The sequence below is a fragment of the Bradyrhizobium sp. AZCC 1721 genome (genome assembly GCF_036924715.1).
Classification (GTDB): domain Bacteria; phylum Pseudomonadota; class Alphaproteobacteria; order Rhizobiales; family Xanthobacteraceae; genus Bradyrhizobium.
Window position 1 is genome coordinate 4,302,850 of record NZ_JAZHSB010000001.1, and the last position, 15,318, is coordinate 4,318,167.

The window sequence follows — 15,318 nt, forward strand, 5'->3', positions numbered from 1 at the left end:
CGGACTTCCGATCTAAAACAGAGTAGATGTTATTCGACCACCTTTGGCACCAGGAAGAAACGGTTTTGCGTCTCCGGCGCATTCCTGACGATGTCGTCGGGAATCTCGCCGTCATTGACCACATCCTGCCGCTTCTTCATTTCCATCGGGGTCACCGAGGTCATCGGCTCAACGCCGTCGATGTTCACTTCCGAAAGCTGCTCCACGAAGGCCAGCATGGTGTTCAGCTCGCCCTGCAGATGGGGAACCTCGGCCTCGGTGACCGCAATCCGCGCCAGATGCGCGATGCGGCGAACGGTGGCGGCATCAACGGACATAAATATAGGCCTCAAACGGGGAATTCGCACCCGCCGTATAGCAGAGGCTGCTTTTGCGCCGCAACCGCGGGAACAGGCGGCCGCAGGCCCTTTCGGTCGCCCTTGCCCTGATGGACAAGATTTCGTGTGCGAAGCGCAGATTTCTTGCGCAAAAGCGCCCCGACGAAACCATTTTTATCGATTGACGTAGTCATCCTGAAACAGTCGGGGGACGAAAGTCGCGGCCGGAACATCGGGAGGCCGTGTGATGTCGACCATCGAAAATGACCGCGCCGGATTGGAAAGCTGGGATCCGGCCCTCTGGTCCATCGGGACCGTTCTCGGCGTCGCGATCATCTACCTCGCCTGCTTAACCTGACCCAAACGGGAGGAGAGCCATGTCCCAGGCTAAAATCTCCCACGCTGAAATCCTGCGGGAAAAGGCGGAAATGTTCGAACGCCGCGCCGAAAATGCGACCGACCCCATCTCCAGGCAGCACTACAAGGAGATGGCCGCACATTACCGGTCGCTGGCCGCGGAGCATCTGGACGTCAGGCGCGACGAACCGGCGCACTGAGCGGCGAACAGGACTTATCCGCTTAGCGCACCGAACCGCGCCAGCGCAGCGCCTGCGAGCGAGCGGGTCAATTCCGCCGCCGGCATTTCGCGGCCCATCCGCACCGCCTGCCCGGCCCACAGACTGGTGAAATCGACCCTGCCGAGCTTTTCGGCCGCCGCCTTCAGCGGCCCGAGCGCGGTTGCGGCGTGCGGGAACGCCGGCGCGTCCGGCGAGATCGGTCCGACCTCGCGCATGACACGGTTGGCAACGCCACGCGCAGGACGGCCGGTCATGACATTGGTGATGACGGTGGAATCATCATGCGCCCGGGCCAGCGCCGTGCGCGCCGGTCCGATCACCCTGGATTCCGGGCAGCGCAGATAGGCGCTGCCGATCTGCACGCCGGATGCGCCGAGCGCGAACGCCGCCGCAATACCGCGCCCGTCGGCGATGCCGCCGGCCGCGATCACCGGCACTTTCACGGCGTCGGCCACCTGCGGCACCAGCGCAAACGTGCCGGGCTGCTGGGCGATATTGTCGGTCAGGAACATGCCGCGATGGCCGCCGGCTTCCGCGCCTTGCGCGATGATGACGTCGGCGCCGTTCTCCTCCAGCCAGATCGCTTCCTTTACGATGGTTGCCGAGGACATCACGAGGCAGCCCGCCGCCTTGACGCGCTTGACCAGCGCCGGATCCGGCAGGCCGAAGTGGAAGCTGACGATTTCCGGCTTCAGTTCTTCCACCACCGCACACATGGCTTCATCGAACGGCGCGCGGTTGGTGGCGTTGATGGGCGAGGCAGGATCGATACCCAATTCCTTGTAATAAGAGCCAAGCCGCGCCTTCCAACCGGCCTCGCGCGCTGGATCGGCATCGACCGGCTTGTGACAGAAGAAGTTCATGTTGACCGGCGCGGTGACGCGTTGGCGGACGATGTTGACCTGCTCACGCGCTTTCTCGGCCGAGATCATCGCGCAGGGCAGCGAGCCGAGCGCCCCGCCCTGCGCCGCCGCGATCACGAGCTCGGCGTCCACGACGCCGGCCATCGGCGCCACCACGATCGGAAATTCGGTCTTGAAGAGGTCGATGATCCGGCGGTCTGGCCACATGGTTCTGCTCGCTTGAATGTATTGTGTTGCGGGTCAGGCGGCGACGGAATTCCGTCGTCCACCCACTATCTGCTCTGCCTCGGTAACGATCCTGTCAACGATCTCGCTGGCCGGCGGGATATCATGAATCAGCCCGACGGCTTCGCCCGCGATGACGGCAGCGATATCGAAATTGCCCGCCGCTCTCGCCGCCGCATATTCGGCAGCGACCGCTTTGAGGTTCTGCATCAGTTCGACCTCGTGTCCCATCCAGCGCCGCGCATGATCGTTGATCAGGCAGCGGCCGGTAAACGGCGCCGGCCAGACATTGTTGCGCGAGAGATCGAAAATGATGCCGCGGACGCTGTTGCCGCTGGTTGCGGCACAGATGCGCCGCTTGGCTTCGTCCGCTCCATCGCATTCCTGGCTGGCATAAAAGCGGGTGCCGAGCAGCACGCCGGAAGCGCCCAGCATCATCATCGCCGCAAGCCCGCGGCCGTCGCCTATCCCGCCTGCTGCTGCGACTGGCACCCGGCCGGCCGCCAGATCAACAATCGCCGGCACGATGTCGATCGTGCTGCGCGAGGCGCCGTGGCCGCCGGCTTCCGTTCCCTGCGCGATCAGAATGTCGGCGCCTGCATCCAGCGCCTGTCGCGCCATGTCCTCGTCCTGAACCTGGCAGATCAACAACGCGCCCGATGATTTGACGCGCGGTGCGAAAGGTGTGGGATCGCCGAACGAGAGCATGATGGCGCGTGGACCGGCTTCAAACGCGACATCCAGGAGCGCCGGCTGCTTGGCAAGGCTCCAGGTGATGAAGCCGATGCCGAAGGGATCGGATAGATCGGCAAGCTTGGCCGTCTCCTGCTCGAGCCACGCCCGGTCGCCATAACCTCCGCCGAGGATGCCGAACCCTCCGGCAGCACTAACCGCGGATGTGAGACGCGCCCCCGCAATCACATCCATCGGCGCCGACAGGATTGGATGCGGGATGCCCAGACGGGCGGTCAACGGCGTGGAGATCGGCATGTCCATTCCCTGCAAACTGGACAGGCAATCTAGGCCGAACTATCATTCTCTAAAAATGAATACTATAGAACTCTGCCATCTCTAGAACAAAACGGAGCTTGCCATGGAGCTGAGCGATCTCGTCACCTTCTCGGCCGTAGCCCGGCTCGGCGGCATCACCCGCGCCGCCAACGAACTCAACACCGTGCAGTCCAACGTCACCCAGCGCGTGAAGGCGCTGGAAGCCGAGATCGGCACCGCGCTGTTCGAACGGCACAGCCGCGGCATGATGCTGACCGGCGCCGGCCGCCGCCTGCTTCCCTATGCCGACCGGATGGCGGCGCTGTCGCGCGAGGCGGTGCTGGCCGCGCGCGACGATGGCGAGCCGAAGGGGCCGCTGTCGATTGGCTCGATGGAAACGACGGCCGCAGTACGCCTGCCCTCTTTGCTCGCCGAATTCCATCGCCGCTTCCCCGCTGTTCAATTGAGCCTGCGGACCTCGACAACGGCTGACCTCGTGGCCGGCGTGCTCAACGGCAAAATTGATGGCGCATTCGTTGCCGGTCCGATCGAGCATGCCGAACTCGACGCGGCGCTCGCCTTCCGCGAAGAACTGGTGCTGGTCACGGCACGGCGCTGGCAGAGCCTCAGCGCTTTACGCGCAGGCACGCCCGGCTCGGGTCCGACCGCCCTGGTCTTCCGCACCGGCTGCACCTACCGGCAGCGGCTCGAACAGGTATTTTCGGAATTCGGCTGGCCGTCGGCCACGCGCTTTGAGCTCGGCACGCTCGACGGTATGATCGGCTGCGTCGCCGCCGACATGGGCGTGACGCTGCTGCCGCGCGCCGTGGTCGGGCGGAACGACACCGTCAACGTCCACACGCTGAACCCGGCGCAGGCACGCGTCGAGACGCTTTTCATCACCCGCCGCACGGCCCATCAATACAGCGCCCTGCAGGGCTTTGCCGCCTGCCTGGAAAATAACGGCGAGGTCATCGCCGCCTGATATGCCAGCGCCGCAGCGCGACGCCGGCCCAGATCGCTTCGACCAGCCCGAACGGCCAGGCGCCCTGCAGAAATCCGTACACCGAGCCGAGCGCGCATGCGCCTGCAAAGGCAAAGATGAACCACTGGCTGCGATCTTCCAGCGCGTAGGCCACCAGCATCGCGGTTACCGCGAACAAACCAAACAGGCTTAGCGCATCCACTGAACTGCCCCATGCGTTCCGTTGCGCGAAAATTCCGCTGCCTCAATTCTGCAACAAGTAGAATTGCGGCGCAGCACTCGCGGCCTTCCATCGCAACACACGCATCGGCTCGAAAAATTTCTAGCCGCCGCGCACCGCTACGTTAGTATGAGCCGCTAGTTACCAAAAACCATAACGTCAACATCTGGGAGGAACTGCGATGCGCAACGCATTCGTGTTGTGCTGTTCTATTGCCCTGTTGGGTACGGTCGGAACGGCAAGCGCTCAAGACTGGACGAAATCGAAATGGGGACCGAACGACGAGATCGGCGCCGCCAATTACATGAAGCCCGAACTCGTCGTGAAGGCAGCGGGTTTGGTCAAGACCGGCAAGACCTACGCACTCGGTATCCCCGTCGATTCCAAGACCCCCGCCTATCCACCGCGGGCCTTCAAGATCACCGTCGTGCAGCCCGGCCAGGCCGGCATTCCCGGACTTGGTCCCAACAAGACCACCTATAATGACGACATCATCGAAGGCTGGGTCGGCGTCGGCAGCCAACTCGACGGCCTCGGTCATCTCGGCATCGAGCACGTCTACTACAACGGCAACAAGCTCGCCGACTTCGCCGACCCCACCGGGTTGAAAAAGCTCGGCATCGAGAAAGTCCCGCCGATGGTGACACGGGGCGTACTGCTCGACATGGCGGCTCACTACGGCACCGAGGTGGTCAAGGAAGGCACCGCCTTCAACGTCAAGGAGATTGAGGAAGTCGCGAAGAAACAGGGCGTCGAAATCCGCCAGGGTGACGTCGTGATCTTCCACACCGGCTGGCTCAGCCTGATCGGCAAGGATGACAAGCGCTATGGTGCAGGCGAGCCGGGCCTGGGGGTCGAAGGCGCCAAGTATCTCACCGGCAAGGGCGTGGTCGCCGTCGGCGCCGATACCTGGGGACTCGAAGTCCTTCCCTTCGAGTCGAAAAACGTCTTCGAGGTGCATCAGATCCTGCTGGCGATGAACGGCACCTACATTCTCGAAAATCTCGACACGGCAGAACTCGCCAAGGACAAGGCCTATGAGTTCCTGTTCGTGCTCGGCCAGCCGCGCTTCAAGGGCGGCGTGCAGAGCATGATCAACCCGGTCGCGATCCGATAGCACCATATCGACGGTCGGCGTGGCGTTCTCGCATGGATGCCACGCCCTGATCGGCTTTGCCTGTACGGCGTACCGCGTGTTAAGCGGGGCGATGCCCGCCCCCATCCTCCCCTTGATCGATGCCGTGACGCACTGGCCCGAGCGTGGCGCCCTGATCGGCCTCGATCTTGGCACCAAGACTATCGGCGTCGCAGTGTCCGATCCCGATCGCCGGCTGGCGACCGGTGTCGAGACCATCCAGCGCAAGGCCTTCAAGGCCGACGCGGCGCGGCTGCTCGCGATATCGGGCGAGCGCAACGCGGTCGGCTTCGTGCTTGGGCTGCCCATCAACATGGACGGCAGCGAGGGGCCACGCGCGCAATCGACCCGCGCCTTTGCCCGGAATTTTTCCAATCTCACCGGGCTTGCCATTGCCTTGTGGGACGAGCGGCTCTCGACCGCGGCGGTCGAGCGTGAGCTGATCGGAATGGACGTTTCTCGCGCCCGCCGCGCCGAAGTGATCGACGAGCACGCCGCGATCTTCATCCTGCAGGGCGCGCTGGACCGGCTCGCAAAACTGCGCAGGGATCGCTGAAGATGGCGGTCGTCATCGCGGCGCTGCTGCCGGTGTTTTTGCTGATCGTGCTCGGCTTCATCCTGAAGCGGACCCTGATCCGGCCCGAGACGCAATGGCATGGACTGGAACGGCTGACCTATTATGTGCTGTTTCCGGTCCTCTTGGTACAGACGCTGGTCAAGGCCGACCTGAGCAAGGTGCCGGTGGCCGGCGTTGGCGGCGCGCTACTGCTCTCGGTGCTGCTGATGTCGCTGCTCTGTCTGGCGCTACGGCCCTTGCTCGCCCGCCTGTCGGTCGATGGCCCCGCCTTCACCTCGATCTTCCAGGGCGCCACCCGCTGGCAGACCTATGTGGCGCTCGCCGTCTCCGGCAATCTGTTCGGCGACCTCGGGCTGGCGCTGGCTTCCGTTGCGATGATCGCCATCATTCCGCTGGTCAACGTGTTCAGCGTTTCCGTGCTCGCTCACTACGCTTCGCCGGAAAAGCGCTCGGTTGGCACCATCGTCGCGACCGTGGCACTCAATCCGTTTATCTGGGCCTGCGTCATCGGGTTGGCGCTCAACGTCACCCACATCCCGCTTCCCAAACTCTGGCACGAGGTGGCCGACGCGCTCGGACGTTCCTCGCTCGCCATCGGCTTGCTGGTGACCGGCGCCGGTCTGCACCTCGAAGGCATGTTCCGGCCGAGCCTTGCCGCCTCGGTCGCGCTGGTGCTCAAGCTCGTGTTGATGCCCGTCATCGCGGTCACGCTGGCGCTCTGGTTCGGAGTTTCGGGTTCGAACCTTGCCATCGTCACGGCCTGCGCCGCGGTGCCCACCTCTTCCTCGGCCTATGTGCTGGCGCGACAAATGGGCGGCGACGCACCGTTGCTGGCCCAGATCATCACGCTGCAGACCATTTTGGCGGCCATCACGATGCCGATCGCGATCGCGCTGGTGGCCTCGCAATGACGGACGGAAGCATCCTACCCCTGCCCCGCCAGCCAGAACGTCTGAATCGTCGCGGCCAGATTATTGATGCCGTGCAGGACGATCGTCAGCCAGGTCGAGTTGGTGCGGTAGCGTAGATAGCCCAGCAGCAGGCCGATCGAAAACACCTCGCCGAAAAAGAACCAGTCGTATTGCAGATGCAGCGAGGTCCAGGCCAGCGACGACAGGAAGATGGCCCCGGCGACGCCGAGCCGCGACTCCGACCAGCCGCGATAGAGAAACCCGCGCGCGAAGATCTCCTCCCACATCGGCGCGGCGACGGCAAACGCGATCACCAATAGCCACAGCGCGCCGTCGGCTTGCGCTGTTTTGAGAACCTCGCCCATGAAGCCCGGCGTCACCTCGCGCCCGAGCGCCCGCGACAGCAGGTCCCAGCCGCCGACAAGGATGGCCAGCGCCGCGACGCCGACGAAGAAATCGCGCCATGAGATCCAGCGCAGCGCCAGATAATCAGCAAAGGGAATGCGCGTCGGACGGATCGCGACCCACGTCGCCAACAGCACGGCGGGCAATCCCAGGATCACCGAGAGCGAGATGGTCAGGCCGCCGCCGATGACACGGATCGCCTCGGCGATGTCGAACGATCCGCCCTGGCGCAGCACAAAATAGATGATGACCGTAACCTGGCCGAAGAACATCGCGGCGAAGATGAACAGGCCCCACAGCGTCGTGCCCCAGAATTTCCAGGCGCGTGGCGGCCGCTGATCTGGCATCGCGGGCGATACTGCAGTGGGACTTGCGGTGCTGAGGGAGTCCATCAAGTGACTTTCATAGCCGGAGGATTATCTTCGTCATGCCCGGGTTTGCCGCTGAAGCTTCGGCAAAGCCGACAAGCCCAGCCATGACGGCGAGACGCATTCATGGTCACGGCAGCGCGCGCTCCATAAGGCCGCGGACATCGCCACTATCCAGATCGACCGCGCCATACATGCCGACGTGGTTGCCGGCAAGGCGCGTGGCTGCGAACAACTCGGCATGCCGCGGCGAAACGGCATTGAGCGCGGCGGCAGCCGCCAGCAGCGCCAGCTTTTCGACCGCCAGCCGCGCCACGCGCTCGCTGTCCGGCCGGTGGAACGCCTTGCCGATGAACGCGGTTGCTTCACCCGCGCCGGGCAATCCGAGCGTCTCGCCGGTCAGTTCATGCACGATGCCGGAGGCTGCGTCGGGCTCGCGCGACAGGGCGCGCAGCACGTCGAGGCACATCACATTGCCGGAGCCTTCCCAGATCGCATTGACCGGCGACTCCCGAAAATGCCGCGCCAGAATGCCCTCCTCCACGTAGCCGTTGCCGCCGAGGCACTCCATCGCCTCATAGAGAAAGCCAGGGGCGCTCTTGCAGACCCAGTATTTGATGGCGGGCGTCAGCAGCCGCATATAGGCGGCTTCCTTGGCGTCAAGGAGAGCGCGATCGAAGGAACGGCATAGCCGCATCACCAGCGCGACGGTGGCCTCGACATGCAGCGCCATGTCCGACAGCACCGCCTGCATCAGCGGCTGGTCGGCGAGATGTTTCTGGAACACGCTGCGGTGCCGTGCATGATGCAACGCGTGTGCGAGGCCCGATCGCATCAGCCCGGCGGAAGCAATCGCGCAATCCTGCCGCGTCAACTGCACCATCTGGATGATCGTGCGGATGCCCTTGCCCTCGGCGCCGACGCGCTCGGCGTAGGCGCTGTGAAACTCAACTTCCGAGGAGGCGTTCGAGCGGTTGCCGAGCTTGTCTTTCAGCCGCTGGAACCGGATCGCGTTGACCGAGCCGTCCGGGGCAAAGCGCGGCATGAAGAAGCAGGTCAAGCCATCCTTGGCCTGCGCCAGCACCAGAAAGGCGTCGCACATCGGCGCCGACATGAACCATTTGTGTCCGGTGATGCGGTAGACGTCCCCGTCACGCTCCGCCCGTGTCATGTTGGAGCGGACGTCGGTGCCGCCTTGCTTCTCGGTCATGCCCATGCCGAGCGTCATGCCGCGTTTTGTCGGCCACGGTGCAAAGCTCGGGTCATAGGAACGCGTCGCGACGACCGGCATCACCTTCGCCAAGAGGTCAGGCTGTTCCGCAAGCGCCGCCACCGACGCGCGCGTCATGGTGATCGGGCAGAGATGCCCGGTCTCGACCTGTGCTGCCATGTAGAATTTTGCTGCGCGCACCACTTCGGAGGCACCGCCGGCCGGTTTGCCCTCAGCAGTCCAGGTCGAATTATGCACGCCGGCGTGCGCAGAATGCGCCATCAGCTCGTGATAAGCGGGATGAAACTCGACCTCGTCGCGGCGATTGCCCCTGGAATCGAAGGTGCGCAGTTTCGGCGTGTTCTCGTTGGCAACACGGCCGCGCTCCGCCATTGCCGCAGAACCCCAATGCTTGCCGAACTCCGATAACTCGCTCGCGGCCGACGCGCCGCCATTGGCAGCGACAGCATCGACCAGCGGCCGGTCGGCCACGTATAGATCGACATCCTCGAATGGCGGCGACTGGTTGAAGACCTCGTGGGTCGAAAATGTTGCCTGGCTCATGGCTGATCCTGAAACGGCTAAATTACTTCCACGGCGTGATCGGGAAATCATAGGCCCGCCCGCCCGCGCCCGGCAGCGAAAAGTGCCACCACTCCTTCGAATAGTTTACAAATCCTCGCCGCGCCATCACCTGAACCAGCTTCTCGCGCCAGCGGCGTTGCGCCGCGGTGATGGATTTCGCCGCCGCGTGCGACTTGGTGTCGGAACAATCGTAGCCGGTGCCCATGTCGACGCTGCCTTCCGGCGCGCGCAGGTTCACGTTGGCGATGCAGTCGGCATAATCCTTGGCGGGATCGAAGGTTGCCGAATTGTCGGCCTTCAGATCAACCAATGTGAGATCGAGCGCAGCTCCGGTCGAATGCCTGGAACGTTCGGCAATATAGCCCAGGCGAAACAGGTCGGCCTTGCTGAACGATGGATTGTAGCGCTTCTGCGCCGGTGTTTCGCGACCATCGCGCGACCACGCCACCAAGTCGGCCACCGCGCGCACCGGGCGGTAGCAATCGAACATCTTTAGCGCCAGGTTCTGCGGCGCGAGTTCTTCCTGAACGCTCTTCAAGCGCATGCCGACCTCGCGCTTCACCACGCATTCGGCAGCCTGATAGCCCCGCAGCGGACGGCCGACAAAATTGTTCGAGCCGGCGTAACGGATATCCTGGATGATGGTCGGATCGATATCGCGCAAATATACGAAACCGTCAGGCAGTTTTGGCGCCTGCGCGGCGGCGCTCGCGATGCAACCCGCCGCGAATATCGCCACGAGTGCCACCCGCCTTCCAGCAGCCCTGCCGACGGTCACGCCGGTGCCCACATAGTCCGAATGCATTGAGTGAATTGCCGCACGTTTTCCCCGATGTATCGCGTGCCAATCCCGGCCATTCTAGTAGAATCCCCCAGGCCCGGAACACTGGCGGCCCATTTACCCTGTCGCGGAAGCGCTAGTGGATAAGTCGGCACCTCGGATTTGAAGCTTGCCCTGCATGGCATCTCTGCCTATAGCTCTCGCTTTAATGACCCCTGCATCGAAATCGACCTTCGTCCTCGGGCACCGGCACTTGCTGGGAATCGAGGGGCTTTCCGCTGCCGACATTACCGGCCTGCTCGACCTTTCCGAGGAATATGTCGAGCTCAACCGCCAGGTGGACAAAAAGCGCACCTCCTTGCGCGGTCGCACCCAGGTGAACCTGTTTTTCGAGGCCTCGACCCGCACCCAATCCTCGTTCGAACTGGCGGGAAAACGGCTTGGCGCCGACGTCATGAACATGTCGGTGTCCTCGTCCTCGATCCGCAAGGGCGAGACGCTGATGGACACCGCGGTGACGCTCAACGCCATGCACCCGGATATCCTGGTGGTGCGGCACCACGCCTCCGGCGCGGTGGAACTTCTGGCGCGCAAGGTTGACGGTTCCGTGATCAATGCCGGCGATGGCGCGCACGAACATCCGACCCAGGCGCTGCTGGACGCGCTGACCATCCGCCGGAATAAAGGCCGGCTGGAAGGCCTCGTGATCGCGATCTGCGGCGACGTCATGCATTCCCGCGTAGCACGCTCCAATATCCTCCTGCTCAACACCATGGGCGCGCGTGTCCGCGTCGTCGCTCCCTCCACGCTGCTGCCACGCGGCATCGAGCGGATGGGCGTCGAGGTCGCGCGTGACATGCGCGAAGGCCTCAACGGCGCCGACATCGTGATGATGCTGCGGCTGCAGCGCGAGCGCATGAACGGCTCCTTCGTGCCGTCGTCGGGCGAATACTTCCACTATTTCGGCCTCGACCAGAAGAAGCTTGCTTACGCCAAGCCGGACGCGCTGGTGATGCATCCGGGCCCGATGAACCGCGGCGTCGAGATCGACTCGATCGTGGCCGACGGCGCGCAATCGCTGATCCGTGAACAGGTGGAAATGGGAGTGGCAGTGCGGATGGCGGTGCTTGAAGCACTCGCCCGCAACCTGCCGAACGCGTGAGATCATGCTGACCGACCGACGCCCGATCCTGCTCGCCAATGCCCGCGTCGTCGATCCCTCCCGGGATTTCGACGGCCTCGGGGACGTTCTGATTGCCGATGGCACGATCCGGGATTCAAGGCGCGGCATCGGCGCCGCCGGCGTGCCCGAAGGTACCGACATCGTCAATTGCGCCGGCAAGATCGTCGCCCCCGGGCTGATCGACATGCGCGCCTTTGTCGGCGAGCCCGGCGCCAGCCATCGCGAAACCTTTGCCTCTGCCAGCTTGGCCGCGGCCGCGGGCGGCATTACCTCCATCATCTGCCAGCCGGATACCTCGCCCGTCATCGACAATTCGGCGACGGTGGACTTCGTGCTGCGCCGCGCGCGCGACACCGCCATCGTCAACATCCACCCGATGGCCGCGCTGACAAAAGGCCTCGGCGGACAGGAGATGACGGAGATCGGGCTGTTGAAGGCCGCCGGCGCGGTCGCTTTTACCGATGGCGACAAGAGCGTCACCAATGCACAGGTGATGCGCCGGGCCCTGACCTATGCGCGCGATTTCGACGCGCTGATCGTGCACCACACCGAGGACCCTGATCTCGTCGGCGAAGGCGTGATGAACGAGGGCGAGTTCGCCGCCCGGCTTGGGCTCGCCGGCATTCCCAACGCCGCCGAGGCAGTAATGCTCGAGCGCGACATGCGTCTCGTGGCGTTGACCGGCGGGCGCTATCACGCGGCCTCGCTGTCGTCGATCGAGTCGCTGGAAATCCTCAAGCGTGCGCGCGACGCCGGCCTCGACGTCAGCGCCTCCGTATCGATCAACCACGTCACGCTGAACGAAAACGACATCGGCCCCTACCGCACCTTCCTGAAGCTTTCGCCGCCGCTACGCACCGAGGAGGACCGCCTCGCCCTCGTCGCAGCGGTCGCCTCCGGCCTGGTCGATGTCGTGATGTCCGATCACAATCCGCAGGACGTCGAGGTGAAGCGGCTGCCGTTCGCGGAAGCGGCTTCCGGCGCGGTCGGGCTGCAGACCATGCTGCCGGCGGCGCTCCGGCTGATCCACAACGGCGAGATGGACTTCAAGACGCTGATCCGGGCGATGTCGACCCGCCCTGCGGAGCTTCTCGGCCTGCCCGGCGGGTCGCTGCGGGCGGGTTCCCCGGCCGACGTGATCGTCATCGACCCCGATACGCCCTGGGTGCTCGATCCCGCCGACCTCAAATCGCAGTGCAAGAACACGCCGTTCGACGAAGCCCGCTTCTCGGGACGCGTCGTGCGTACTATCGTGGGCGGGCGGACAGTTTATGAACACGTCTGATTCGTCCGAACCAGCCCGCGTGGAGTAACGGCGATGTCACCTGAAATATGGCTGCCGTTGGCATTCGTTCTCGGCTATCTGCTGGGCTCGATTCCCTTCGGGGTGGTGCTAACCACAGTCGCGGGCACGCAGAACCTGCGCTCGATCGGCTCCGGCAACATCGGTGCCACCAACGTATTGCGCACGGGGCGCAAGGGCCTCGCCGCTGCGACGCTGATCGGCGATATGCTCAAGGGTACGGTTGCGGTGATGATCGCAGGCTATTTCGGCGGCGCCGATGCGGCGATGCTGGCTGCGCTCGGCGCATTCCTCGGTCACCTCTTTCCGGTCTGGCTCAAATTCAACGGCGGCAAAGGCGTCGCCACCTATATCGGCGTGCTGATCGGCCTGTTCTGGCCGGGGGCGGTGATGTTCTGCCTGATCTGGTTAGCCACCGCCTTAACCACGCGCTATTCGTCACTGTCGGCGCTGGTTGCCGCGTTCGTCACCCCGCTTTTCCTGTGGTGGTTCGGCCATCCCGCGCTGGCGTCACTGTTCGTCGTGCTGACGCTGCTGCTGTTCTGGAAGCACAGCGAGAATATCAAGCGGCTGCAGGCCGGAACTGAGGGGCGGATCGGCGCGAGGTAGCGGGGCAAGCCGCCGATCAGGCTGCCTCTTCCTTACGCGTCGGGCGGATCAGTATCTCGGCAGAAATTCCGAGTTGCTCATGCAGACGCCGGATCATATCGATTGACAGGCTACGCCTGCGATTCATTACCTCTGCGACCCGCGCGCGAGTGCCAATCAACGGCTCGAGATCCTTGCGGCTAAGGCCTTGCTGTTCCATCCGAAATTGGATCGCCTCGATCGGATCCGGCGGATCCATGGGATAGTGCTTCGCTTCATAGGCGTCGATCAGGGTCGCCAGCACATCGAGCCGGTCGCCCTTCGCTGTCCCGCTCTTTGCGCCCCAAAGCCGTTCAACCTCGGCAAGCGCGTTTTTGTAATCCGCCTTGGTGCGGATCGGTTTCAGTTCAGTCGCCATATCGCACCTCCGTCACGTCGATCTTGTCGTATGCTTTATGCGTGCCGATCCATTTGATCCAGACGATGCCCTTTTCGAAATCGACAGCCACTACAAGTCGATAGTCATTACCCTTGATGTTGAAGACGATCCGCTCCGCGCTGACGATACTTGCCGTGGCATAGCGACGCTTGACCTCCGCCGTGCTCTTCCACGAAGCCTTGCTCACTTCGTCGAACCATGCATCCAGCGCCGCTTTTACTGCCGGTTGGTCCTTCCTGCCGGAAAGCCTCTGCACGAATTCTCGCAACGTGCGGCGAGCAACAACTCTCATTCGTTATCACATATCATGGTCCCATTATGGGAGCAACAAGCCCATTGGCATTTATTTCCGGGCAAGCGCCCCCTCCACAAACCGCGCCGCCGCCAGTGCCTGGGCATCAGCGCCGTATCTCGCAATCACCTGCACTCCCACGGGCAAATTGACTTCCGCCACAATAGCCGGAACGTTGACGCAGGGTACGCCCATCAGCGTCCATAGCCGATTGTAACGGGCGTCGCCGGTCGAAGCCAAACCCCGCGGGGCAGCACCTGGTGCCGAGAAGGTCAGCAGCACATCGACATCATCGAACACTTTTTCCAGCGCTTGTCTGGCGCGGTCCGCTGTTCTAATCGCCGCGTCATAGGCCGCGGGCGTTGTGTCCCTGCTCCCGTCCAGCTTGGCCCGCAAGAGCGGCGCCATTTCCGCGTAATGTTCACGATACTCCCAGGCGAGCGCCCGATGCGCCTCAAACTCTTGCACGACCGGTTGCGCCAACCATGCCTCGGCAACAATTTTGGGCAAATCCAATGCGCGCACCGGGGCACCGGCTTTCTCCACCGCCCGCTTCGCAATCCGCAACGCCGCCTCGCCTGACGCTTCCGGCGCGCCGGCGAAATCCTGGATCACGACGCCGATGCGTGGTGTTGAAATCGTGAGCGGAAGAAGCAATTCGGGCCGGCCGGTCATTGCCGATAACCCGCGCGCGAGGTCATCGACGCTGGCCGCGAACAGCCCGACTGTATCGAGCGTCCACGAATAGCATTTCACCCCGACCGTCGGCAGCACGTGGTAGGACGGCTTGATCGCGGCGACGCCACAGAACGAGGCCGGCCGGATCACCGAACCGCCGGTCTGCGTCCCCAGCGCCAGCGGGATCATGCCGGCCGCAACCGCTGCCGCCGAACCCGATGACGATCCGCCGGGTGTATGACCCTTGTTGTGCGGATTGAGCGTCGGCGTCGGATCCAGCGAGGCGAATGCCGTCGTTGTGGTCTTGCCTATGATGCTTGCGCCCGCCTGCTTCAGCATCATCACGACGGCAGCGTCGCCGCGCGATCGATATCCCCGGTAGATCGGCGAGCCCATCTCGGTCGGAAACTCCGCCGTATCCATGATGTCCTTGATGCCCGCCGTGATGCCGCGCAGCGGTCCGGTGCTTGCCGCGCGCAGATTTTCGGCACGGCAGACGAAAGCGCCGATCGTCCTGTCCTGTGTGGCGATCGCTTCCATCGACTGCGCGACGGCGGCATCGGGTGAAAGCTCGCCAGCACCTATGCGGCGCTGGAGGCCGGCGAGCGAGATCATGGGGCGCGGTTCCCTGCGGCTTTTGATCGTGGCGGCTGGATGGAATATGATTGATCCGCCGCTGTCAAAG

18 protein-coding genes are annotated in these 15,318 nt (G+C 63.7%); 8 read left to right on the forward strand and 10 right to left on the reverse strand.

Annotation, left to right across the window (positions count from 1 at the left end):
* Positions 1 to 29: 29 nt before the first annotated feature.
* Positions 30 to 317 (reverse strand): Asp-tRNA(Asn)/Glu-tRNA(Gln) amidotransferase subunit GatC, encoded by a 288-nt coding sequence (gatC, locus tag V1273_RS20645; RefSeq protein WP_334410705.1) that lies wholly within the window; start codon positions 315 to 317, stop codon positions 30 to 32.
* A 377-nt stretch (positions 318 to 694) separates the two neighbouring features.
* Between gatC and V1273_RS20650 the strand changes: the two genes are divergently transcribed.
* Positions 695 to 874 carry a hypothetical protein gene (locus tag V1273_RS20650; RefSeq protein WP_334363137.1) on the forward strand — a complete coding sequence of 60 codons (180 nt, stop codon included), beginning with the start codon at positions 695 to 697 and terminating at the stop codon, positions 872 to 874.
* A gap of 14 nt (positions 875 to 888) precedes the next feature.
* Here V1273_RS20650 and V1273_RS20655 read toward each other — a convergent pair whose 3' ends face one another.
* Both V1273_RS20655 and V1273_RS20660 read right to left on the reverse strand, forming a co-directional pair.
* Positions 889 to 1,965: an NAD(P)H-dependent flavin oxidoreductase gene (locus tag V1273_RS20655; RefSeq protein WP_334363138.1), complete on the reverse strand. Its 1,077-nt coding sequence runs from the start codon at positions 1,963 to 1,965 to the stop codon at positions 889 to 891.
* A gap of 33 nt (positions 1,966 to 1,998) precedes the next feature.
* Positions 1,999 to 2,973 (reverse strand): NAD(P)H-dependent flavin oxidoreductase, encoded by a 975-nt coding sequence (locus V1273_RS20660; protein ID WP_334363139.1) that lies wholly within the window; start codon positions 2,971 to 2,973, stop codon positions 1,999 to 2,001.
* A 103-nt stretch (positions 2,974 to 3,076) separates the two neighbouring features.
* Here V1273_RS20660 and V1273_RS20665 point away from each other — a divergent pair, with 103 nt between their 5' ends.
* Positions 3,077 to 3,958 (forward strand): LysR family transcriptional regulator, encoded by an 882-nt coding sequence (locus V1273_RS20665; RefSeq protein ID WP_334363140.1) that lies wholly within the window; start codon positions 3,077 to 3,079, stop codon positions 3,956 to 3,958.
* Here V1273_RS20665 and V1273_RS20670 read toward each other — a convergent pair.
* Positions 3,945 to 4,160, reverse strand: coding sequence for a hypothetical protein (locus V1273_RS20670; protein ID WP_334410706.1), 216 nt, complete (start codon positions 4,158 to 4,160; stop codon positions 3,945 to 3,947). The two genes, V1273_RS20665 and V1273_RS20670, sit on opposite strands and share 14 nt — an antisense overlap.
* A gap of 199 nt (positions 4,161 to 4,359) precedes the next feature.
* On the opposite strand from V1273_RS20670, the gene V1273_RS20675 reads away from it, so the two are divergent.
* The 3 genes from V1273_RS20675 (at position 4,360) to V1273_RS20685 (ending at position 6,801) form a co-directional block, all read left to right on the forward strand.
* Positions 4,360 to 5,295: a cyclase family protein gene (locus V1273_RS20675; protein ID WP_334363142.1), complete on the forward strand. Its 936-nt coding sequence runs from the start codon at positions 4,360 to 4,362 to the stop codon at positions 5,293 to 5,295.
* A gap of 91 nt (positions 5,296 to 5,386) precedes the next feature.
* Entirely contained in the window at positions 5,387 to 5,869 is a 483-nt protein-coding gene (gene ruvX, locus V1273_RS20680) for a Holliday junction resolvase RuvX (RefSeq protein ID WP_057845848.1), read from the forward strand.
* Between the two features lie 2 nt (positions 5,870 to 5,871).
* Entirely contained in the window at positions 5,872 to 6,801 is a 930-nt protein-coding gene (locus tag V1273_RS20685; RefSeq protein WP_334410707.1) for an AEC family transporter, read from the forward strand.
* Between the two features lie 14 nt (positions 6,802 to 6,815).
* Here the strand turns inward: V1273_RS20685 and V1273_RS20690 are convergent, their stop codons facing one another.
* The 3 genes from V1273_RS20690 to V1273_RS20700 form a co-directional block, all read right to left on the reverse strand.
* Positions 6,816 to 7,598: a CPBP family intramembrane glutamic endopeptidase gene (locus tag V1273_RS20690; protein ID WP_334410708.1), complete on the reverse strand. Its 783-nt coding sequence runs from the start codon at positions 7,596 to 7,598 to the stop codon at positions 6,816 to 6,818.
* A 106-nt stretch (positions 7,599 to 7,704) separates the two neighbouring features.
* Entirely contained in the window at positions 7,705 to 9,348 is a 1,644-nt protein-coding gene (locus V1273_RS20695; protein ID WP_334410709.1) for an acyl-CoA dehydrogenase family protein, read from the reverse strand.
* A 22-nt stretch (positions 9,349 to 9,370) separates the two neighbouring features.
* Positions 9,371 to 10,174, reverse strand: coding sequence for a M15 family metallopeptidase (locus V1273_RS20700; RefSeq protein ID WP_334410711.1), 804 nt, complete (start codon positions 10,172 to 10,174; stop codon positions 9,371 to 9,373).
* 184 nt (positions 10,175 to 10,358) lie between these two features.
* Here V1273_RS20700 and V1273_RS20705 point away from each other — a divergent pair, with 184 nt between their 5' ends.
* The 3 genes from V1273_RS20705 to plsY are packed head-to-tail and all read left to right on the forward strand — an operon-like array spanning position 10,359 to position 13,245.
* Positions 10,359 to 11,312, forward strand: coding sequence for an aspartate carbamoyltransferase catalytic subunit (locus V1273_RS20705; protein WP_028345624.1), 954 nt, complete (start codon positions 10,359 to 10,361; stop codon positions 11,310 to 11,312).
* A 4-nt stretch (positions 11,313 to 11,316) separates the two neighbouring features.
* Positions 11,317 to 12,618 carry a dihydroorotase gene (locus V1273_RS20710; RefSeq protein WP_334363149.1) on the forward strand — a complete coding sequence of 434 codons (1,302 nt, stop codon included), beginning with the start codon at positions 11,317 to 11,319 and terminating at the stop codon, positions 12,616 to 12,618.
* Positions 12,619 to 12,651: 33 nt separating this feature from the next.
* Positions 12,652 to 13,245 carry a glycerol-3-phosphate 1-O-acyltransferase PlsY gene (gene plsY, locus V1273_RS20715; RefSeq protein ID WP_334410712.1) on the forward strand — a complete coding sequence of 198 codons (594 nt, stop codon included), beginning with the start codon at positions 12,652 to 12,654 and terminating at the stop codon, positions 13,243 to 13,245.
* 16 nt (positions 13,246 to 13,261) lie between these two features.
* Here the strand turns inward: plsY and V1273_RS20720 are convergent, their stop codons facing one another.
* The 3 genes from V1273_RS20720 to V1273_RS20730 all read right to left on the reverse strand — a co-directional run bounded on the left by V1273_RS20720 (position 13,262) and on the right by V1273_RS20730 (position 15,248).
* Positions 13,262 to 13,642: a helix-turn-helix domain-containing protein gene (locus V1273_RS20720; protein ID WP_334363152.1), complete on the reverse strand. Its 381-nt coding sequence runs from the start codon at positions 13,640 to 13,642 to the stop codon at positions 13,262 to 13,264.
* Positions 13,632 to 13,919 carry a type II toxin-antitoxin system HigB family toxin gene (locus tag V1273_RS20725; protein ID WP_334363153.1) on the reverse strand — a complete coding sequence of 96 codons (288 nt, stop codon included), beginning with the start codon at positions 13,917 to 13,919 and terminating at the stop codon, positions 13,632 to 13,634. Before V1273_RS20725 ends, V1273_RS20720 begins: the two co-directional genes overlap by 11 nt.
* Positions 13,920 to 14,006: 87 nt before the next feature.
* Positions 14,007 to 15,248 carry an amidase gene (locus V1273_RS20730; protein WP_334410714.1) on the reverse strand — a complete coding sequence of 414 codons (1,242 nt, stop codon included), beginning with the start codon at positions 15,246 to 15,248 and terminating at the stop codon, positions 14,007 to 14,009.
* Positions 15,249 to 15,318 lie beyond the last annotated feature (70 nt).